This is a genomic window from Brevundimonas sp. GW821-FHT02A10 (assembly GCF_059422025.1).
Window position 1 is genome coordinate 345488 of the sequence record NZ_JBWKWC010000001.1, and the last position, 20051, is coordinate 365538.

The window sequence follows — 20051 nt, forward strand, 5'->3', positions numbered from 1 at the left end:
TCGGAAAACCACTTCAAAGGCGTTATAACCCCTCCTGAGTAAGGGGCGTCGGCGACGACGCCCGCGTTCTTGTGGGGAAAGCCTCGATGTCTCTGGTCCACCTCCGTCGCGGCGCAGCCGTCCTGGCCGCCGCCGCCGTCGCAAGCCTGATGGCCAGTTGCTCGACACCCGAACCCGCCGTCGTCGAAGCGCCGCCGCCGCCCGTCGTGCTGCCGCCGCCGCCGGTGACCCTGAACGCCAGCGTCGCCGAGGCCGCCTCAATCTATGTGAACTTCATCCGCGACGTCGGCACCATCCGGGCCGGTTTCCCCGACGCGGAATCGATCCAGCAGGCCATGCGCAAGGGCGCCGCCTATGATCCGGCCCAGCTGTCGCGCGGCATGATCGCCTACGCCTCCATCCTGGCGCTGCAGTCGCCCGAATTCGTGGCGGGCGTGCGCCAGTACGCCGCCGATCCCGCGCAACGCCAGCAGATGATCGCCTCCATCATCAATGACCCGGCCTATGCCGCCACCCTGCCGGGCGCGGACTATGCCGCCGGCCTGATCATCTCGACCCTGGGTCAGGATATCACCTCACTGACCGCCATCGCCGACGCGGTGGAGGGCGACGCCTATACGATCCAGGAACGTCGCGATCCGCGCCGCCGCTGGGCCGTCACCCCCATTCCGAACCGCGAAGTCCGGCTGCAGACGGCCAAGACCATCTCCGAAGGCAGGATGCTGCCCTCGGCCGAGGAATCGGCCCGGCTGTTCGCCGCCGGCAACTCGGGCCAGGGCCTGAACGTCGCCTCGGCGCCGATTCGCGCGCCCTACACCCCCGCTGTGGCCAATGCCCTGGCGATCGCCGCCCTCGCCGCCCTGGGCGCCGCCGGCGACCAGGCAAAGGCCAACACCGACGCCCTGACGGTCGAGACCAACAGCGAATTCTGCCTCAGCATGTCCAAGCTGAACCTCTATCAGTGTCTGGCGGCTTCGCGCCCCAGCTATGAGGACATGTTCTGCGTTGGCCGTCACATCGTGCGCGACCTGGCCACCTGCGCCTCGACGTCCACCCGCACGGCCATCATCACGGTCAGCGAACCGACCGACACCACCGGTCAGCCGGCGCCCACCGTCAGCCTGCCGCAGCCGGGCACGACCGCCAGCCTGAACCAGACTTCGACGCCCGCCGGGCACTGACGTCTGAAGAGTCTTTACGGAGTCGGCCGCAGGCGGTTGCGCCTGGGGTGCGATGCGTGTAATGACCCGCGCTCTTGAATTCGAGGGTTGATGACCCCGCCGCGCGGGCCACAGGTTGGCGCAGGCGTTATTGTTGTTGAGGCGAGCCAGATGGCCGAGATCATTCTGAACGTGGACGTCCGCGAAAACACCGGCACGGGCAGCGCGCGCGAAACCCGTCGTTCGGGCGCCGTTCCCGGCACCCTGTACGGCGGTGGCAAGGCCCCCGTCGCCATCTCGGTGAACGAGAAGGACTTCCGCAAGAACCTGTACACCGGCAAGCTGCTGGGCCACCTGGTCACGCTGAAGTACGGCAACGAGAGCCAGCCGGTCATCGCCAAGGACGTCCAGTTCGACCCGGTGTCGGACCGTCCGCTGCACTTCGACCTGATGCGCGTTGACGAAAAGCAAGTCATCAAGATCGAAGTGCCGGTTCACTTCATCAACGAAGACAAGTGCATCGCCTTCCGTCAGGGCGGCTCGCTGGAAATCGTCCGTCACACGGTCGAGATCATGGTTCGCGCCGACCACATCCCGGAAGACCTGATCGTCGACCTGGCCGGCCACAAGCTGGGCGACAGCATCCGCATCTCGGACATCAAGCTGCCCAAGGGCGTGGTTCCGGCCATCTCGGACCGCGACTTCATGATCGCCTCGATCAAGACCTCGTCGGCCGCCATCTCGGCTGCCCATGACGAGGAAGAAGACGCCGCCGCCGCTGCCGAAGCCGCTGCGGACGAAGTCCCCGCCTCGGAACAGGCCGACGACGCCGAAGGCGAAACCTCGGAAGGCTAAGCCTCTCACGAGACCTGACTTTCGGGACGGCCCATTCCTTCGCGGGAGTGGGCCGTTTCCATATCCGGACCTGACCGCATGATCATCATCGCCGGCCTCGGCAATCCGGGCCCCAAATACCAGAACAACCGGCACAACATCGGCTTCATGGCCGCCGACGAGATCGCGCGCCGCTGGCGCTTCGGTCCCGAGCGGGCCAAATTCCAGTCGGTGGTGTCCGAGGGCGAGGTCGACGGGACCAAGGTCCTCCTGATGAAGCCGCAGACCTATATGAACGAGAGCGGTCGGGCCGTCGGCGAAGCCGCGCGCTTCTACAAGATCCCGCCCGCCGACATCATCGTCTTCCATGACGAGATCGACATGGCTCCGGGCCGGTTCCGGATGAAGAAGGGCGGCGGGGCGGCCGGTCAGAACGGCATCCGTTCGCTGATCAGCCATCTGGGCGCCGACTTCCGCCGCGGCCGCATGGGCATCGGCCATCCCGGCGAGGCCAATCTGGTCATGCCCCACGTCCTGGGCGACTTCCACAAGGCCGAACAGCCGTGGCTGGACGCCCTGCTCCAGGCATGCGCCGACGCCCTGCCCTTCGCCGTCGCCGGCGAGGACGACCGTTATCAGGGCGAGGTCATGCGCCTGGCTCCCGCGCCCAAATTCAGCCCCCGCCAGCAAGCGCGTGGGGAGTAACGGGGCAGGCAGGGCGATCCGTCCCCTTTCCTGCCGTCGCGCTTCCCGCTAGTCGTCGCGCGTGACCCGCTCCCAGGCCGACAACTGGTCGATTCGGCGCTCGCTGGCCTTCCTGGCTGCGACGTTCGCGATCTCGTTCGGCAGTCTGATGCCCTTCGCGGCCCTGGCGGCCTCGACGCCCGACCATCCGGTCTTCTGTTCGGCGGACGGCCTCCAGACCGTCGCTGTCGACGAGACGGGACGCCCTCTGCCGGGCAAGGGGATGATGGGGGTCAAATGCGCGGCCTGCCTGCTGGCCCTGTCCATCGCCCTGCCCGAGCCGCCGCTGGTCACGGCCGCCGCCGCCCCGACCACTCATCCGGCATCAGTCTTCGTCGCCGAGGCCGCGCACCTGACGCCTCCGGCCCGCGGCCCGCCGCGCCCGCCCTCGACCGCCCCACCCCAGGCCTGAACCCGACTGACGCCGTCCGCGCGCGAGCCATCGCACGCCTGCTCATTCCTGTTCAGGACCTCGACTTTTCATGCTTCTCAAGACCACTGCGGCGCCCTGCGCCCTGCTGCTCGCCGCATTTGCCGGCCCCGCCTTTGCTCAAACCGCCGACCGGGTGACCCAGCTCGACGAGATCATCGTCACCGCTGTCCGCAATCCCGAGGATCCGCCGGTGGTCGCCGAGACCCGCGCCCGGCTGTCGCGCACGCCCGGCGCCGTCGCCGTGGTCTCGGCCGAGGCCTATCGCGACCGCTATGCGCCCAATCTCGCCGACGTCCTGCGCGACGTGCCGGGCGTCTATGCGGAGAAGAAGTGGGGCGGCGACATCCGCCTGTCGATCCGGGGTTCGGGCATCGGCAACTCCAGCCACAACCGAGGCACCCTGCTGGCCCAGGACGGCATTCCCTTCAACGAGGCCGACGGCTTCGGCGACTTCCAGCTGATCGACCCGTCGATCGCCCGCTACACCGAGGTCTACAAGGGCGGCAACGCGCTGCGCTTCGGGGGAGCCCTGCTGGGTGGGGCGATCAATCTGGTGACGCCGACCGGCCGGACGGCGGGGGCTGAGAACAGCTTCCGCATCGACGGCGGGTCTTGGGGTACACTGCGCGCCCACGCCGAGGTCGCGCGGACGTATGGCGACTGGGACGTCTTCGCCGCCGCCACGGGTCAGAGGGCCGACGGCTGGCGCGACCAGTCGAATGGCCAGCAGCAGTACGGCTCGCTCAACATCGGCCATCGCTTCGGTGAGGACCGCGAAGTCCGGCTCTATGTCTCGGGCGGCTACGTCCATCAGGAAATCCCCGGCTCGCTCAGCCTGTCCGACGCCCTGACAAAGCCCGAGGCCGCCAATGCGACCAACAAGGCCATGGCCTATCAGCGCGACATGGCCTCGATCCGCTCGACCCTGCAGACGCGCTGGCGGCTGAATGACGAAACCGTCTTCGAGGGCGGAATCTACGGGACCTGGAAGGACCTCGACCATCCGATCTTCCAGGTCGTCGACCAGCAGAGCCGCAACTATGGGGTCTTCGGCCGCATCGACTGGACCGGCCGCGCCTTCGGCAAGGCGGCGGACGCCTTCTACGGCGTCTCGTACCGTTCGGGCGATCTGGACGCCAACCAATGGATCAACCTCGCCGGGTCGCACGGCGCCCATACGGCGCAGAGCCGTCAGAACGCCACGGGGCTGGACGTCTTCGCCGAGGGACGGCTGTTCGTCACCGACCATCTGGCGGTGGTCGCGGGCGGCTCTTACGGTCGAGCCGAGCGCGACTATCAGAGCTTCGCCCTGCCCGGCGTCACGACGACCTTCAATCTGACCACCGGCAAGACCTACGACTGGTTCGCCCCGCGCCTCGGCCTGCTCTGGCAGACCGGCGGCGGAACCCAGGCGTATGCCAATGTCACCCGCTCGGTGGAGCCGCCCAACTTCTCTGCCCTGTCGCCGACCACCCAGGGGTTCCAGCCCCTCGTTCCGCAGGAGGCCGTGACTTACGAAGCAGGCCTGCGGGGCAAGCGCGGAGCCTTCACCTGGGACGTCTCGGCCTATCGCGCCGAGCTGGATCACGAGCTGCTCAACTTCGTGGTCAATGCGGCGGCGGGCATTCCGGCCGCGACCTTCAACGCCGGGCCGACCGTCCATCAGGGCATCGAGGCCGGCCTCGACTGGCGGTTCACGCCGCGCTGGAGGCTGCGCCAGACCTATGCCTTCTCGGATTTCCACTTCGACGGGGACAAGGTCTATGGCGACCACGACCTGCCGGTCGTCCCCCCGCATCTGTACCGCGCCGAGCTGCGCTATGACGCCGCACAGGGCTGGTTCGTGGCCCCCTCGCTGGAGTGGTCGATGGCCGACAGCTGGGTCGATTATCAGAACACCCTGAAGGCGCCGTCCTACGCCGTCATGGCCCTGAACGCAGGCTGGGCCGTTTCGGAGGGGGTCAATCTTTTCGTGGACCTGCGCAATCTGACCGACGAACGCTATGTCTCGAACTTCAGCGCGGTGACCGACGCCCGGGTCGCCTCGACGGCGGTGTTTTTCCCCGGTGAAGGTCGGTCATTGTTCCTCGGCCTCCGACTGGCCTATTAGGGAGGAATGACGATGAAACCGACCGTGATCGCCCTGCTCCTTCTGGCCCCGGCTCTCGCCCTGGGCGCCTGCCATCAGGGCAAGAAGAACTCGACCACCGCCTCGATCGAGACGGATGGCGTCAAGGCCACGGTCGAGATCACCGATCCCTGGTGCCGGCCCACGCCCAACGGCGCCCAGGCCGGCGCCTGCTATCTGACGATCAAGTCGTCGCACGAGAACACGATGACCGGCGTCGCCACCCCGTTGGCCGCGAATGCCATGGTCCACGACATGACCATGGCGAACGGCATGATGAACATGGCCGAGATGGCCGACGGCCTGCCGCTCAAGGGCGGCGAGAAAGTCGAGCTCAAGCCGGGCGGCAAGCATTTGATGCTGATGGGCCTGACGGGGCCGCTGGTCGAGGGCTCGGCCGTGCCCCTGACCCTGACCTTCTCTGACACCCCCGCCATGACGGTCCAGGCGCCGGTGCGCCAACCCAAGTAAGCGCGATTGCAAGCCGAGCCTGACAAACGGTCCCGAACCGTCTAAAGGCTCGCGCCTTCTTCGAGGAATCCTATGGCTCTGAAAGTCGCGATCGTCGGCCTGCCCAACGTCGGCAAGTCCACCCTGTTCAACGCCCTGACCAAGACGGCGGCGGCGCAGGCTGCAAACTATCCGTTCTGCACCATCGAGCCGAACACCGGCGACGTCGCCGTGCCGGAGCCGCGTCTGGACGCCCTGGCCGAGATCGCGGGCTCGAAGGAGATCATCCCGTCGCGCATCACCTTCGTCGACATCGCCGGCCTGGTGCGCGGTGCCTCCAAGGGCGAGGGCCTGGGCAATCAGTTCCTGGCCAACATCCGCGACTGCGACGCCGTGGCCTTCGTCGCGCGCTGCTTCGTCGATGACGACATCACCCACGTCGAGAACCGCATCGACCCGATCTCGGACCTGGAGATCATCGAAACCGAACTGATGCTGGCCGATCTGGAAAGCCTCGAACGCCGCCGCGTCCAGATGGAGAAGCGCGCCAAGGGCGGTGACAAGGATAGCCAGCTCAGCCTCAAGCTGGTCGATCTGGCCCTGTCCAAGCTGAACGCCGGCAAGCCCGCCCGTACCGCCCTGCCTGACGTCTCTAAGGAAGACCGCAAGGCCTGGGACATGCTCCAGCTGCTGACCGCCCTGCCCGCCCTCTATGTCGCCAACGTCGACGAGGGCTCGGCCGACAAGGGCAATGAACTGTCGGATCTGGTCGCCAAACGCGCCGCCGAAGATAACGCCAAGTCGGTGGTCATCTCGGCCAAGATCGACGCCGAACTGGCCGTGCTCGACGCTGAGGAACAGGCTGAATTCCTTGAAGGTCTGGGTTTGGCCGAGCCGGGCCTGAACCGTCTGATCCGCGAGGCCTATGCGCTTCTGGGCCTGCAGTCCTACTTCACCGTTGGGCCCAAGGAGGCCCGCGCCTGGACCATCCATATCGGCGACACCGCACCCCAGGCGGCCGGCGTTATCCATACGGATTTCGAGAAGGGCTTTATCCGCGCCGAAACCATCGCCTATGAGGACTTCATCGCCCTGCGCGGCGAGGCCAAGGCGCGCGAGGCCGGCAAGCTGCGGGCCGAAGGCAAGTCCTATGTCGTCAAGGACGGCGACGTGATGAACTTCCTGTTCAGCTGATCCGCCCTCAAGGCAGCGACAGCCCCGGCGCCTTTTGCGAGGTGTCGGTCAGGGTCGTGCATTTCAGCAGCTTGACCGACCGGGGCGTCCCATCCGGGTGGCGCCGGTCGACGTAGGCCAGGTCCAGCGTCTGGCCGACGACGGACATCTGCACGCGCTCAACGTGCCGGCCGGCCGGCGCCGGGCAGGACAGGGTCGCCTGATAGCCGCCCGTGACCTGATCGATATGGGCGATGTCGCAGCCGCCTTCAGGCCCTTCGAACCGCGTCGTCGTGATCTCGATGGGACGCCTGTTTCCCTGAGGCGCCGCGCACAGGGCCGGATCGGCGCTCCAGCGGCCGATGAAGCTGGTCGGCCCGGTCCCCGGCATTAGCGGCGCCATCGAGTCCGACGGCGCGTCCGCCGTCGCATCGACGATCGGCGAGGTGATCGGCCTGGCCGGCTCTGTCGGGGGATTGACCCGCGACCGGTCGCAGCCCGCCAGCAGCATCAAGGGCGCAAGGAAAAGAACCGCTTTCATCCCGGACCAACGCGCATGAAGCGTGGCCGTTCAAACACACCCGAAAACCCGCACGGTCATTGCGGTTGATTCTAATAATCGTTCGCAGTAATTGCGCCCCCTCTCTCAAGCGGGACCATAAAAATGCGCAACCTCCTCATGATCACAGCCGGGCTCGCCGCCCTTGCCGCCGGTTCGGCCCAGGCCGCCGCGCCGGAAGCCCCCACTGCGAGCATGGCCGCGCCGGAAGATCAGGCGACGCCGGTCGCGCCGGTCAGCGTCCTGGCCACCCGCACCGCCACTCCGGTGGATGAGGTCCCGGCGACCGTCAGCGTCTATACCGCCAACGATATCGAGGGCCTGCTGGCCACCGACATCAAGGACCTGATCAAGTACGAGCCGGGCGTCAGCGTCATCAGCCAGCCCGCCCGCTTCGGCGCCGCGCTCGGCACCGCGGGCCGCGGCGGCAATGAGGGCTTCACCATCCGGGGTCTCGGCGGCGACCGGGTCCTGATGATCGTCGACGGCATCCGCCAGCCTGACGGCTTCGTCTTCGGCGCCCAGAGCGTCGGCCGCGGCGGCTATTCGGATCTCGACCTGATGAAGACCGTCGAGATCCTGCGCGGTCCGGCCTCGGCCCTGTACGGCTCGGACGGCGTCGCCGGGGCCGTCAGCATGACCACCAAGGATCCCGAGGACCTGATCCGGGCCGGCAGCAATTTCGGCGCCCGCGCCCGGGTCGGCTATAACTCCGCCGACCAGGGGACGACGGAATCCCTGGCCGTCGCCGGGCGCAGCGGCGCCTTCTCCGGCCTGCTGGCCTGGACCCATCGCGACAGTTCCGAGACCGAAACCCACGGCGACCTGACCGGCGAGGAAGTCACCCCGGCCGGCGGCATCACCTATTCCAACCGCACCGAGGCCAACCCGCAGGACAATACGTCCGACGCGATCCTGGCCAAGCTGGTCTGGGCCTTCGCGCCGAAACAAACCCTTCGTCTGACCTATGAGAACTTCCAGCTGGACTCGGACTACAACGTCCTGAGCGGCCGTTCGGCCCGCACGGTCGCCGCCACCCCGCCGACCGCCGCCACCGCGGTCCTGGGCCTGACCGCCGCGGACGCCACCGAGCGCGAACGTCTCAGCCTGGACTGGCGCTTCTCGGACGCCTTCGGTCTGGATGAGGGTCAGGTCGCCGTCTATGGCCAGGACTCCACCAACCGCCAGTACACCTACGAGGATCGCGTCGGCACCGACCGGATCCGCGACAACCATTTCAACAACAAGGTGTTCGGCGCCTCGGCTTGGGCCCGCAAAACCTTCACCGCGGGCGGCATCGAGAACCGCGTGACCTTCGGCGGCGACTGGTCGCAGACGACGCAGGAAGGCATTCGCGACGGCACCGTCCCGCCGACCGGCGAGACCTTCCCGACCAGCCCCTTCCCCAAGACCGACTACACCCTGGCCGGCGCCTTCGTGCAGGACGAGATCGTGCTGGCGGGCGGACGCCTGCGGATCATTCCGGCGGTGCGGTATGACAGCTACGACCTGTCGACCGACACCGATCCGCTCTACATCGGTACGCGCGCCGATCAGAACGACAGCCATCTCTCGCCCAAGATCGGCGCCGTCTGGCAGGTCACGCCGGGCTTCCAGCTGTTCGCCAACTACGCCGAAGGCTTCAAGGCCCCGACGCCGAACCAGGTGAACAACTACTTCTCCAATGCGGCCTTCGGCTATGTCTCGACGCCGAACCCGAACCTGTCACCGGAAACCAGCCAGAGCACCGAAATCGGCCTGCGTCTGCGCGATCAGGACTTCGCCTTCGGAACCATGCGTTTCCAACTGGTCGGCTTCCATTCCGACTATCAGGACTTCATCTCCCAGCAGGTGGTTTCGGGCTCGTTCACCCCGGCTGATCCGGCGGTCTATCAGTACGTGAACTACACCAGCGTCGAGGTGAACGGGCTGGAAGCCAAGGCCGACATCTATTGGGACAACGGGTTCGCCGCCCACTTCGCCGCTGCCTATGCCGACGGCGACAAGGTCGACGGCACGACGGCGGGCAAGCTGTCGACGATCGATCCGGTGAAGCTGGTGGGCGGACTGGCCTGGAACGATCCCGCGGGCCGATACGGCGTCGAAGGGGTGGTGACCTGGTCCGATTCCAAGGATGCGGTGGACACCATCGGCTCCTCCTGCCGGGCGACCGGCGCCGTCTCCCCGGCGGCAGGCTGCTACCTCGGCCAGGCCTTCACCCTGGTGGACATCACCGCCTACTGGAACGTGACCGACCAGGTCACGGCCCGCGTCGGCGCCTTCAACGTCTTCGACGAGAAGTACAGCTGGTGGAGCGACATCAACGGCGTCAGCGCCACCTCGACCGTGACCGACGCCTATACCCAGCCCGGCCGCAACTTCGGCGTCTCTCTGTCCTTGCGTCTGTAAGCGTCACAGAGGATGATGCGAATGACTATCAAGATAAACGAGGTTCCGATGCGCGCCCTGATGATCGCCGCCGCCCTGCTGGCCTCCGCTGCGCCCGTCGCAGCGGAGGCCCAGACGGCTGCTCCCGCCGCAACCGCGCCGACCAGCGCTTTCGAGCGGGACCGGCAATCGATCCTGGCGGAGGCGGGCCAGTTCCGCGTCCGCTTCGACTTCCGCGAGAACGTCAGCTTCCTGGCGGGTTACACCCCGGTCGAGGCGCACGACTCGGCGGGCAATGAGATCGTCCGGGTCGTCTACGACCACGGCGACCGGATCAGCCTGCAGCACATCCTGGTGATGGAGCATGAAGGCCAGTCGATCGTCGTCAAACACTGGCGCGAGGACTGGACCTACCAGCCCTCGACCGTCCTGACCTATGCCGGTCCGGGCGAGTGGACGCTGTCGAACGTGCCCGAGGCCGAGCGCGCCGGCGCCTGGTCCCAGACGGTGTGGCAGACGGACGATTCGCCGCGCTACGGCGGCGTCGGCAAGTGGAGCTATGACAACGGCATGGCCGTCTGGACCAGCGGCCCGACCTGGCGTCCGCTGGCCCGTCGCGACGCCGTGCGTCACCCGATCTATGACCGCTACCTGGGCGTCAACCGCCACGCCCTGACGCCGGTCGGGTGGGTGCACATCCAGGACAATATGAAGATGCAGCCCGGCCAGGGCGATGACGGCGATCCCGTCGCCGTCGTCCAGGAGGACGTGGTCAACACCTACCGCAAGTGGGACGGCTATGATCCCAAGGCGGGCGACGACTACTGGGCGGCCACCAAGGACTACTGGGCGGCGGTTCGCGACCTGTGGGACGCGGCCATCGCGGCCCACGGCGGCGTCCGCGTTCAGGAAGTCGCCGAGACCGGCGCCGTCACCGGGACCCCGCTGATGGACCTGGCCGAAAAGGTCCAGTCCGGCGAGGTCACCACCGCGGCGGCCATCGATCAGGCCAAGACCATCATCGCGACCGCCACGGCGCGCTAGACCCTTTCCAGCCAGCCCCGATAGCGGACCATCCGGCCCGCTATCGGAAGGCCGATCTCGACGTCGAAGGCGAACCGGCCTTCGGCGTCTTCTTTTTCGTGGGTTACGGTGGTGGGCGCCCAGCGCCTCGGCATTGGCAGGCCCAGCAACCGCCAGCCCTGAACCTGATAGACCAACCGCCGATCCTCGGGGCTTAGGGTCAGATCGAAGGCGCAGGGGCCGAAGCTCTCGACCACCCGGCCGCCCGGCTTCGGCGACGACAGCCGGCTCTGGAACCGGCTGCCCGCGATCTCGCGCCGCCAGACCGAACAGTCGCGGTCGGCGTCAATCCGGACCTCGACCGGAACGCCCTGCCCCGCCTTCGGAAACCCGAACACCCGCGCGACCAGACCGGCGACAGGATTGGCCGCGCCCTCGACCGAGGCCTGACCACGCCAGACCGACAGGCCCGAAGCTTCATGCAGCGCCCGGATCGATGCCGGCAGGTCCGCAAAGGTGGGACCGATGGCCCGCTCGAAGAGAGCGGACGGTTCGACGGTGGTCGTGGTCGTGATGCTGTGGACCGCCAACTCGGCCTCCAGCTCGGCCAGCGGCAGTTCTCCGACACAGGCCCGAGCGCCCGGCGTTAGCCGCCCCGCTGCGAGGGCCTTCACCGCCGCCAGGGCCGGGACGCCCGGCGTCACAGGCCCGACGCCCGGCGGCGCGATCAGCAGCCAGACCGCGCGCACGACCCTGTCCTCTCCGTCCCGCCCGGTCGCCTCGACCCGCATGGCGCCGACGTCGCTTCCAAACGGGGCGGCGAGCCGGGACAGGAAGATGATCAAACCGGTCAGGGATCGGGGGTCCGCGCCGGTCAAACTGACCAACCTCGCCAGGGCCCAACCGCCCCAATGGGTGAACCCCGGCTCGAGCCCGGCCAGAAACAGCGCGCGGTCGGTGGGCCGGAAGCGCTCGGCCAGCACATCCAGATCAGGGGTCTCACACAACGACAGGCGGCGGGGTCCCGCCGGGCCGAAGTCGCGCGGCACCACCGCGCCCCACCCCGTGCGCTGTGTCCACGCCCCGTCCTCGAACACCCTCACGGGCCGTCCCAACCAGGACAGGATGGCCTCGGTCACCGACCGGCCGCGCGGCGCGCGTGCGCCGGGAGAAATCGCCGCCTCGACCGCGTCGATGCGGGTCCAGCCCTTGATCAGGGCGTCCAGCACGGCGTTGGACAGGGCCGGTGTCGAACTGGCGCCGGTCAGGGCCGTGACGCCCGCCGCCTTCGCCGCCGCATCCAGCGCCCCGAACCCCGCGACGAAGTCCCGCGCGTCGGCCAGATCGACATAATGGAGGCCCGCCGCGATGGCGGCCCTGGCCACGCACGGCTCCGCCCCCTGGAACGGCCCTGCCGCATCCACGACGATGCCGGCGCCGGTCGCCGTCAGATCGGCGGCGGTCAGGCTACGGGTGTCCAGCGCCGTCGCGGAAGCCGCCCCGACCTCAACCTTCGTCGCCTCGGCGCGCTCAAGGCTCCGCCCCGCCACCACGACCTCGAACCCGTCGCGGACCAGCCCTTTCGCCAGCCGCGATCCGAATACGCCTCCGGCCCCGATGACGAGGACGCGGGTCACGGCTTAACGCCGGGCGGCGTCGCTCTGACGGCGGATGGCGGCGAACTCCGACGTCGGCTTCCACTGCGGCCAGCTGGTGCTGTCGGCGACTTCCTGACCCAGTTGATAGAGCAGCTTCAGGTTCTGCAGGGCGGCGGTGAAGTCGAAGTCGGCGCGCCATTCGTCGTCGAGCTTGTGGTAATATTTCGCCATCTGGGCCTGGTAATACGGCCGCCCGACGGCCTCGCCGCCTTCGACGAAGTCGACGCCGGTCCAGGGCATCAGGGCCGGAACCCCGCCTGCCGCGAAATTGAAGTGGTCGCTTCGGTAGTAGTAGCCCTGCTCGGGTTCGCCGTCGCCGACGACGTGGCGGCCTTCACGCTGGGCCAGACGTTCCAGATCATCCTCCAGCCCGGACTTGCCGATGCCGAAGATGGCGATGGTCTTGGTCGCCGGGGTGAAGGGCAGCATGTCGATGTTGATGTCGGCGGCCGTCTTTTCCAGCGGATAGACGGGATGAGTGGCGTACCACTCCGAGCCCAGCAGGCCCTGCTCCTCGGCCGTGACGTGCAGGAAGACAACGGTGCGCTCCGGCGGCGGGCCGGCCTTGAAGGCGCGGGCCATTTCCAGCACGCCCGAGGTGCCCGAGGCGTTGTCCCAGGCGCCGTTGTAGATGCGGTCGCCGTTGGCGTCCGGATCGGCGGCGACGCCGACGTGGTCCCAATGGGCCGAATAGACCAGGTATTCGTCCGGACGGGTCGTGCCGGGGATCCTGGCCAGCAGGTTATGGGAGTGGATGACCTCGGCCACCTCATCGGTGTCGATGTTCAGCTTCAGACCGATGTCCTGGGCCTTGAAGGCGCCGCCGGCCTTGGCCGCCGTCAGGACGGCCTGGATATCCTCGCCCGAGGCGGTCGACAGGACGGCGGCGGCGTCCAGGGTCATCGTGCCGCTGAAGGCGGTCTCATGGGCGCCGGTGATGGTCATGCGCGGGCGGCCGCCGCCGCGCATGCCGCGTCCGCCCTGCATTTCGTACAGGGTGATGACGCCGGCGGCGCCGCGCTTGATCGCCTCGTCCACCTTGTGGGTTGAGGAGCCGTAGAAGTTGGGATCGGCGCCGAAGGCGGCCGGCTGGCCGCTGAGCACGATCACGACCTTGCCGGTCAGGTCCATGTTTCCATAGTCGTCCCAGTTCCGCTCGGGCGCGACGACGCCGTAGCCGGCGAAGACGATCGGCACATTGTCCAGCTTCACATGGCCGTCGGCGGCGCCGGCGCGGATCATCAGCCCGGACTCGACCGGATGGACGACCCCGTCGACGCCGGTCCAGCTGACCGTTGCGGGACGCGCCGGTGTCAGACGCAGCAGGTCGACCGGCTGCAGCCACTGGCCGTCCGGACCGCCGGGCTGCAGCCCCATGGCCTCATACTGGGCCTGCAGATAGGCCAGGGTCAGCTGCTCGCCGATCTTGCCCGGGAAGCGACCTTCCAGGCTGTCGTCAGACAGATACTTGATGTGGTCGGACAGGCGCTGGGCCGAAAAGTCCTGGGCCGCAGCCGGCAGGGCCAGAAGCAACATCGCCGAAGCGGCGACGCCGCAAGTCAGTCGGGCCAGCATCAAGAAACTCCGTGGGAAATGCGCGCGCACCTTAGGGCGGCCGCTCCCGACCGCCCCTTACATTTTTGTAATGCAGCCTACTGACGTTCGGCGGCACTGACGGCGCGGGCCGGACCGAACTCCGAACCTGTCTTCCACTGCGGCCAGTCGCGACTGTCGGCGAGGGCCCGGCCGATGTCGTAATAGACCGTCAGGTCCTCCATCTGGCCGCGATAGTCCCAGTCGGCGGACCATTCGTCGTCGGCCTGGTGGTAGCGCTTCTCGGTATATTCATCGCGCCTGGCGATGCGCTCATCGATGGGGGCGTCCCGGAATTCGCCGCCGCTCTCGGCATAGGCCATAGGCACGCCTTCCTTCGCCAGAGGGAAGTGGTCGGAGCGGAAGTAGTAGCCGGCCTGGGTGTTGCCATCGGGCTCGATCTCACGGCCCTGCGCCTCGACCGCCCGGGTGACGCGCTCGTCGAGGTCAGACTGGCCAAAGCCGATGATGCTCATCGCCGTGGTCCGGCCATAGACATTGGCCGAGTCCATATTGAAGCCGCCGACGGTCTTCGCCAGCGGGTACAGCGGGTTGGCGGCGTAGTAGGTCGAGCCCAGCAGGCCGCTTTCCTCGCCGGTAAAGCTGATGGCGACGATCGAGCGCTGGGTGCGGGGCGCGGCGCCGAAGACCCGGGCGATCTCCAGCAGGCCGGAGGTGCCCGAGGCGTTGTCGACCGCGCCGTTGAAGATGGCGTCGCCGTTGGCGTCGGGCGTGCCGACCCCGATGTGATCCCAGTGGGCGGTGTAGAGGACGGTCTCGTCCGGATGGGTCGTGCCGGGCAGGCGGGCGACGACATTATGGCTCTCGATCCGGTCGGTCTTGAGGTCGAACATGGCGCTCAGACCCGCGCCGGTCAGGGTCACCGGCTGGAAGTCGCGGCTGCGCGCCTGAGCCTTCAGGGCCTCGAAGTCGAGACCGGCGTGCTGGAATAGCTGGACGGCGACGTCGCGCTGGATCCAGCCCTCCATCGGAACCCGTTCCTTCGAAGGATCGGCGCGGACGATGTCGAACTGCGGTCCGGTCCAGGAGTTGCGCACCGTCGCCCAGCCATAGGAGGCCGGCGCGGTCTCATGCACGATCAGCACGCCTGCGGCGCCCTGACGGGCGGCCTCTTCATACTTGTACGTCCAGCGGCCGTAATAGGTCATGGCCTTGCCGCCGAAGGTGTCCAGCGTCGGATCCTCGAAGTCGGCGTCATTGACCAGGACGACCAGGATTTTGCCCTTCAGGTCCATGCCCTTGAAGTCGTCCCAGTTCCGCTCGGGCGCCTTGATGCCGTAGCCGACGAAGACCAGCGGGGCGTTCATCAGCATGACGTGGCCCGAGGAGTTCGGCAGGCGGGTCGAAGCCACGACCTGCTCGCCCTGGGCCAGCGGCAGGGTCCAGTCGCCGACCTTCAGCGTGGCCTTGAAGTCGTCGATCTCGAAGCGGTTCAGGGCCACGGCCTGGGTCCACAGACGCGAGCCGTCGGCCTGCAAGTCCCCACCCGGCTCGAATCCGGCGGCGGCGTATTGCTCGCTCAGATATTTGATGACCTTGGGCTCGGCCTCGGTGGCGATGCCGCGGCCTTCGAAGCTGTCGTCGGCCAGGATGCGGATGTGTTCCGACAGTTTGGCGGCGTCGAAGGCGGGCTCGGCGGATTGGGCGAACGCCATCGTCGAAAGGGCGACGCCGGACATCAGGGCGGCAAGTGACAGGGTCAGGCGCATGGCGGCTCCGGGGGATACGATGCCGGGACCCTATTCAGCGTCGCCGGAGGAGTCGATGTCTTCCCAGTGTCGCAGTCCCGCGCGTAATCTGCGCCCATGACCCCATCACGTTTCGAGACCGGCCGCCCCATGCTTCTGGCGGGCCTGCGCCGCTGGTACGCCTTCTCCGAGGGCCCGACGCAGATTCCGCTCGTCTGGAAAGACTTTGTCGCCCGACTGCCCCTGCCCGGTCAGGTTGGGGGTCGGACCTATGGCGCCACCTGCCAGATGGACCCGGAAGGCCAGCGCTTCGAATATATCTGCGCCGCAGAAGTCGAGAGCTTCGATGCCCTGCCCGACGACCTCGGCCGGCTGAAGATTCCCGAGGCCCACTACGCCGTCTTCGCCCACGACGCTCCTGTCTGGAAAATCCGCGACACCATCGTGGCCAGTCAGGCCTGGCTGGAGACCAACGGCGAATGGAAGCCAGCGGGCACGCCCGACTTCGAACGCTACGGCCCGCACTACGACGCTGCCACCGGCATGGGCGACACCGAGATATGGCTTCCGGTTACCCCACCTTAACCACAAGGATTCACCATACCGGCTCCACTCCCCGGAGCTGTGCGCGTGACCGACCTGAAGACCGACATCATCCATCTGGGCGACTGCCTGGAGATCCTGCGCGGCCTGCCGTCGAAGTCGGTCGATATGGTCTTCGCCGACCCGCCGTATAACCTTCAGCTGGGCGGCGACCTGCTGCGGCCGGACAATTCCAAGGTCGACGCCGTCGATGACGACTGGGACAAGTTCGACAGCTTCGCCGCCTATGACGCCTTCTGCCGCGACTGGCTGAAGGAATGCCGCCGGGTCCTCAAGGACGAGGGCTCGCTGTGGGTCATCGGCAGCTATCACAACATCTTCCGCCTGGGCGTCGCCATCCAGGACATGGGCTACTGGGTCCTGAACGACATTATCTGGCGCAAGTCCAACCCGATGCCGAACTTCAAGGGCACCCGGTTCACCAACGCCCACGAGACCCTGATCTGGGCCGCCAAGTCGCGAGAGCAGAAGCGCTACACCTTCAACTACGACGCCCTGAAGGCCTTCAACGAAGACACCCAGATGCGCTCGGACTGGACCTTCCCGCTGTGCACCGGCGAGGAACGGATCAAGGGCGAGGACGGCAAGAAGGCCCACCCGACCCAGAAGCCCGAGGCCCTGCTGCACCGGGTGATCCTGGCCGCGACCAGGCCGGGCGACGTGATCCTTGATCCCTTCTTCGGCACGGGCACGACGGGCGCCGCCGCCAAGCGTCTGGGCCGTCACTTCATCGGCATCGAGCGCGACGAGACCTATGCCAAGGTCGCCGAGACCCGCATCGCCACCGTCATTCCCGCCGCGGCCGAAGACCTCAAGGTCATGGGCTCCAAGCGGGCCGAGGTGAAGGTGCCCTTCGGCGCCCTGGTAGAAGCGGGCCTGCTGGCCCCCGGCGACCGCCTCTATTCGCCCAAGGGCGACCGCGAAGCCCGCGTGCGCGCCGACGGCTCGCTGGTGTCCGGCGAGTTCACCGGCTCGATCCACAAGCTGGGCGCCATCCTCGAGAACGCCCCGGCCTGCAACGGCTGGACCTACTGGCGCTTCAAGACCGACCAGGGTTTCAAGTCCATCGACGCCCTCCGCTCGGAAATCCGCGCGACGCTCTGACCAACGCGAATTCCCCGCGCGCCATTTGACCTCCCGTCTCGCGGGCGGCAGGGTCAGGGCCTGACGGGGGACAGCTTATGACGGACAGTGCGCTCGAAATCCGGGGCCTGCGAAAAACGTTCAGCCGCCCGGCGGTGGACAATCTCGACCTGACGGTTCGGGCCGGAGAGCTTTATGCCCTTCTGGGACCGAACGGAGCCGGCAAGACCACGACCCTGCGCATGGTCGCGGGCCTGACGAAGGCCGACGCGGGATCGATCCGCGTCTTCGGGACCGACGCCATCGCCGATCCGGTCGCGGCCAAGCGGCTGATCGCCTGGCTGCCGGACGAGCCCATGCTCTACGACAAGCTGACGCCGATGGAGTACCTCGAGTTCGTCGCCGGCCTGTGGGGCGTGGACGCGAAGACGGCGCGCAAACGGGCCCAGGAGTTGCTGGAGTTCCTCGCCCTCTGGCCCCATCGCGGCGAACGCTGCGAGGGCTTTTCGCGCGGCATGAAGCAGAAGGCGGCCCTGGCCGGCGCCCTGATCCATGAGCCGAAGCTGCTGATGCTGGACGAGCCCCTGACCGGTCTCGACGCCGCCATGGCGCGTCAGGTCAAGGACCTGCTGCAGCAGCGGGTGAAGGCCGGCGCCACCGTCATCCTGACCACCCACATCCTCGACGTCGCCGAGCGGATGGCCGACCGGATCGGCATCATCCAGCACGGCAAGCTGCTGGCCGAAGGCACGCTGGAGGAGCTGCGCGCCAGATCGGGGCACGGCGGCGCGACGCTGGAAGACGTCTTCCTCGACCTCGTGGGCGCGGACGTCTCGTGATCGGCGCCCTCGTCAGGATGCTGCCGCCGGGATCGGCCGCCTGGCTTCTGGCCGCCGAGGTCCGCCTCGGCCTGCGCGGCATGGCCGGCAAGCGCGGCGGCGCCAGCGGCTCCAAGGTCGCCCTGATTATCATCTCGATCGTGGCGGTAGCCGGCGTCGTCTTCGGCGGCCTGTCCCTGGGCTTCCTCGCCTCGCGCTGGCCCCTGCCGATCACTCCTCTGTCGGCCCTGATCGTGGATGCAGCCTGTGTCGTCCTGTTCACCCTGATGCTGTCCCAGGCGATCAATCTGGCGGTTCAGGCCCTGTACGAGCGGGGCGACCTCGACCTGCTGCTGTCCTCGCCGCTGAAGCCGCGTGTGGTTCTGGCGGTGCGGGCCCTGTCGATCACGGTCGTCGCCAGCATCCTGTACGTCGCCCTGGTGACGCCCTTCGTGATCACCGCCTCCGTGCTGGGACGGCCTGAATGGCTGTCGCTGTTCGTGATCCTGATCTCCCTGGCCATGGTCGCGACCGCTCTGGGCATTCTCCTGACCATGGGGCTGTTCGCCCTGATCGGCCCGCGCAAGACCCGGGTGGTGGCCCAGGTGCTGGCCGCCCTCGTTGGCGGTCTGATGTTCGTCCTGAGTCAGCTCTACAACTTCACCCGGCACGAGGGCGGCCACGGCTCGTCGGGCGTCGCCGATTTCGCCCTCGGCCTGACCGCCAGCCCCCTGTTGGCGCCGAGCGGTCCGCTGGCCTGGCCGGTGCGCGCCGTGACCGCCAGCCCCCTCCCCCTGATCGTCATCGGCGGCATAGGCGTCGTCCTGCTCGCCGCCGTGATCCGTCTTCTCGGCCCGCGCTTCGCGAAGGACGCGGCCGCCGCCGTCGGCGAGAAATCGACCCCCGCCCGCACCCGCGGCGCCGACGGCGCCTTCGCCGGCGGCCTGACCCGCGTCATGGTCAAAAAGGAGCTGCGGCTTCTGGCCCGCGACCCGCAGCTGATCAGCCAGATCCTGCTGCGCATCGTCTATCTGATCCCGCTCGGCATCGTCCTGTTCAAGAGCTCCCATTCGGGGACCGGCCCGACCTTCGGCGGCGCGGCCATTGTCTTCATGGCGGGCCAGTTGGCCGGCAGCTTCGCCTGGATCGCCATCTCGGCCGAGGACAGCCCCGACCTGCTGCGCTCGGCGCCGATCGACCGTGGCCTCGCCGACCGGGCCAAGCTGATCGCCGCCCTGATCCCGACCTTTGTCCTGACAGGTCTCGCCGTCGCCGGCTTTGCCTTCCTCGCTCCAGTTCAGGCTGCCGTTGTCCTGATCGGCTGCGTCTGCGCGGCCGCCTGCTCGGGCCTGATCCAGATCTGGCGCCAGAAGCCCGCGACCCGCAAAGCCTTCAACCAGCGCCAGCGCGGCGGCTCATGGCTGGTCAATATCGCCGAGATGTTCGTTCAGGCGGGCTGGGGCGGCGCCACCGCCCTCGCTCTGGCCGGTCTTGTCTGGGCGGCTATCCCCGCCGTCCTGGCCACCCTGATCACCCTGTCGCTGTACCGCTCGCCGCAAAAGCGCTGGGAGTCCTGAACTCTGGACGAAATGTCCGGAAACGCACAGATGGAACGCCTGTAACGCCCCGCAATCGCTGAACAAAATTGCACGTTCCGCGACGGAACTTCGCAGTTGCGAGAACATTGATGTCTAC

17 protein-coding genes are annotated in these 20051 nt (G+C 67.6%); 13 read left to right on the top strand and 4 right to left on the bottom strand.

Translation table 11 applies throughout. The features are described from left to right. Nucleotides 1-86 precede the first annotated feature (86 nt). The 7 genes from AC07U0_RS01465 (at nucleotide 87) to ychF (ending at nucleotide 6943) form a co-directional block, all read left to right on the top strand. The gene (locus tag AC07U0_RS01465) at nucleotides 87-1181 is read left to right on the top strand and encodes a hypothetical protein (protein ID WP_494718259.1); all 1095 of its coding nucleotides are present in this window, start codon (nucleotides 87-89) and stop codon (nucleotides 1179-1181) included. A 150-nt stretch (nucleotides 1182-1331) separates the two neighbouring features. After that, a complete protein-coding gene (locus tag AC07U0_RS01470) occupies nucleotides 1332-2015 on the top strand; it encodes a 50S ribosomal protein L25/general stress protein Ctc (RefSeq protein WP_494718260.1) in 684 nt (227 codons plus the stop codon). A 78-nt stretch (nucleotides 2016-2093) separates the two neighbouring features. Next, entirely contained in the window at nucleotides 2094-2699 is a 606-nt protein-coding gene (pth, locus tag AC07U0_RS01475) for an aminoacyl-tRNA hydrolase (RefSeq protein WP_494718261.1), read from the top strand. 61 nt (nucleotides 2700-2760) lie between these two features. Next, a complete protein-coding gene (locus AC07U0_RS01480; protein WP_494718262.1) occupies nucleotides 2761-3150 on the top strand; it encodes a hypothetical protein in 390 nt (129 codons plus the stop codon). Nucleotides 3151-3220: 70 nt separating this feature from the next. Then, nucleotides 3221-5281 (top strand): TonB-dependent receptor family protein, encoded by a 2061-nt coding sequence (locus tag AC07U0_RS01485; RefSeq protein ID WP_494718263.1) that lies wholly within the window; start codon nucleotides 3221-3223, stop codon nucleotides 5279-5281. A 12-nt stretch (nucleotides 5282-5293) separates the two neighbouring features. Then, nucleotides 5294-5770 carry a copper chaperone PCu(A)C gene (locus tag AC07U0_RS01490; RefSeq protein ID WP_494718264.1) on the top strand — a complete coding sequence of 159 codons (477 nt, stop codon included), beginning with the start codon at nucleotides 5294-5296 and terminating at the stop codon, nucleotides 5768-5770. 72 nt (nucleotides 5771-5842) lie between these two features. Next, complete coding sequence (ychF, locus tag AC07U0_RS01495) at nucleotides 5843-6943, top strand: redox-regulated ATPase YchF (protein ID WP_494718265.1); 1101 nt, start codon at nucleotides 5843-5845, stop codon at nucleotides 6941-6943. Nucleotides 6944-6950: 7 nt separating this feature from the next. Here ychF and AC07U0_RS01500 read toward each other — a convergent pair whose 3' ends face one another. Next, nucleotides 6951-7463: a hypothetical protein gene (locus AC07U0_RS01500; RefSeq protein WP_494718266.1), complete on the bottom strand. Its 513-nt coding sequence runs from the start codon at nucleotides 7461-7463 to the stop codon at nucleotides 6951-6953. A gap of 123 nt (nucleotides 7464-7586) precedes the next feature. On the opposite strand from AC07U0_RS01500, the gene AC07U0_RS01505 reads away from it, so the two are divergent. Together AC07U0_RS01505 and AC07U0_RS01510 are read left to right on the top strand one after the other, a co-directional pair. Next, nucleotides 7587-9890 carry a TonB-dependent hemoglobin/transferrin/lactoferrin family receptor gene (locus AC07U0_RS01505; RefSeq protein ID WP_494718267.1) on the top strand — a complete coding sequence of 768 codons (2304 nt, stop codon included), beginning with the start codon at nucleotides 7587-7589 and terminating at the stop codon, nucleotides 9888-9890. A gap of 21 nt (nucleotides 9891-9911) precedes the next feature. Continuing rightward, entirely contained in the window at nucleotides 9912-10913 is a 1002-nt protein-coding gene (locus AC07U0_RS01510; protein WP_494718268.1) for a DUF6607 family protein, read from the top strand. On the opposite strand, the gene AC07U0_RS01515 is transcribed toward AC07U0_RS01510, so the two are convergent. From AC07U0_RS01515 to AC07U0_RS01525, 3 genes are all read right to left on the bottom strand, one after another. Then, a complete protein-coding gene (locus AC07U0_RS01515; RefSeq protein WP_494718269.1) occupies nucleotides 10910-12529 on the bottom strand; it encodes a saccharopine dehydrogenase family protein in 1620 nt (539 codons plus the stop codon). The genes AC07U0_RS01510 and AC07U0_RS01515 overlap by 4 nt on opposite strands. A 3-nt stretch (nucleotides 12530-12532) precedes the next feature. After that, the gene (locus AC07U0_RS01520) at nucleotides 12533-14125 is read right to left on the bottom strand and encodes a M28 family peptidase (protein ID WP_494718270.1); all 1593 of its coding nucleotides are present in this window, start codon (nucleotides 14123-14125) and stop codon (nucleotides 12533-12535) included. Between the two features lie 77 nt (nucleotides 14126-14202). Next, complete coding sequence (locus AC07U0_RS01525) at nucleotides 14203-15873, bottom strand: M28 family metallopeptidase (RefSeq protein WP_494718271.1); 1671 nt, start codon at nucleotides 15871-15873, stop codon at nucleotides 14203-14205. A gap of 96 nt (nucleotides 15874-15969) precedes the next feature. On the opposite strand from AC07U0_RS01525, the gene AC07U0_RS01530 reads away from it, so the two are divergent. The 4 genes from AC07U0_RS01530 (at nucleotide 15970) to AC07U0_RS01545 (ending at nucleotide 19933) form a co-directional block, all read left to right on the top strand. Further along, a complete protein-coding gene (locus AC07U0_RS01530; protein ID WP_494718272.1) occupies nucleotides 15970-16437 on the top strand; it encodes a GyrI-like domain-containing protein in 468 nt (155 codons plus the stop codon). 45 nt (nucleotides 16438-16482) lie between these two features. After that, nucleotides 16483-17559: a site-specific DNA-methyltransferase gene (locus AC07U0_RS01535; protein WP_494718273.1), complete on the top strand. Its 1077-nt coding sequence runs from the start codon at nucleotides 16483-16485 to the stop codon at nucleotides 17557-17559. A 77-nt stretch (nucleotides 17560-17636) separates the two neighbouring features. Next, nucleotides 17637-18377 carry an ABC transporter ATP-binding protein gene (locus AC07U0_RS01540; RefSeq protein WP_494718274.1) on the top strand — a complete coding sequence of 247 codons (741 nt, stop codon included), beginning with the start codon at nucleotides 17637-17639 and terminating at the stop codon, nucleotides 18375-18377. Continuing rightward, the gene (locus AC07U0_RS01545; protein ID WP_494718275.1) at nucleotides 18374-19933 is read left to right on the top strand and encodes a permease-like membrane multi-spanning protein; all 1560 of its coding nucleotides are present in this window, start codon (nucleotides 18374-18376) and stop codon (nucleotides 19931-19933) included. The genes AC07U0_RS01540 and AC07U0_RS01545 overlap by 4 nt, the downstream gene beginning before the upstream one ends. Nucleotides 19934-20051 lie beyond the last annotated feature (118 nt).

Bases quoted from the DNA above. Each gene is read 5' to 3' on its own strand.
- AC07U0_RS01465 (WP_494718259.1), top strand. From the start codon at position 87: ATGTCTCTGGTCCACCTCCGTCGCGGCGCAGCCGTCCTGGCCGCCGCC.
- AC07U0_RS01470 (WP_494718260.1), top strand. From the start codon at position 1,332: ATGGCCGAGATCATTCTGAACGTGGACGTCCGCGAAAACACCGGCACG.
- pth (WP_494718261.1), top strand. From the start codon at position 2,094: ATGATCATCATCGCCGGCCTCGGCAATCCGGGCCCCAAATACCAGAAC.
- AC07U0_RS01485 (WP_494718263.1), top strand. From the start codon at position 3,221: ATGCTTCTCAAGACCACTGCGGCGCCCTGCGCCCTGCTGCTCGCCGCA.
- AC07U0_RS01490 (WP_494718264.1), top strand. From the start codon at position 5,294: ATGAAACCGACCGTGATCGCCCTGCTCCTTCTGGCCCCGGCTCTCGCC.
- ychF (WP_494718265.1), top strand. From the start codon at position 5,843: ATGGCTCTGAAAGTCGCGATCGTCGGCCTGCCCAACGTCGGCAAGTCC.
- AC07U0_RS01500 (WP_494718266.1), bottom strand. From the start codon at position 7,463: ATGAAAGCGGTTCTTTTCCTTGCGCCCTTGATGCTGCTGGCGGGCTGC.
- AC07U0_RS01505 (WP_494718267.1), top strand. From the start codon at position 7,587: ATGCGCAACCTCCTCATGATCACAGCCGGGCTCGCCGCCCTTGCCGCC.
- AC07U0_RS01510 (WP_494718268.1), top strand. From the start codon at position 9,912: ATGACTATCAAGATAAACGAGGTTCCGATGCGCGCCCTGATGATCGCC.
- AC07U0_RS01520 (WP_494718270.1), bottom strand. From the start codon at position 14,125: ATGCTGGCCCGACTGACTTGCGGCGTCGCCGCTTCGGCGATGTTGCTT.
- AC07U0_RS01525 (WP_494718271.1), bottom strand. From the start codon at position 15,873: ATGCGCCTGACCCTGTCACTTGCCGCCCTGATGTCCGGCGTCGCCCTT.
- AC07U0_RS01530 (WP_494718272.1), top strand. From the start codon at position 15,970: ATGACCCCATCACGTTTCGAGACCGGCCGCCCCATGCTTCTGGCGGGC.
- AC07U0_RS01540 (WP_494718274.1), top strand. From the start codon at position 17,637: ATGACGGACAGTGCGCTCGAAATCCGGGGCCTGCGAAAAACGTTCAGC.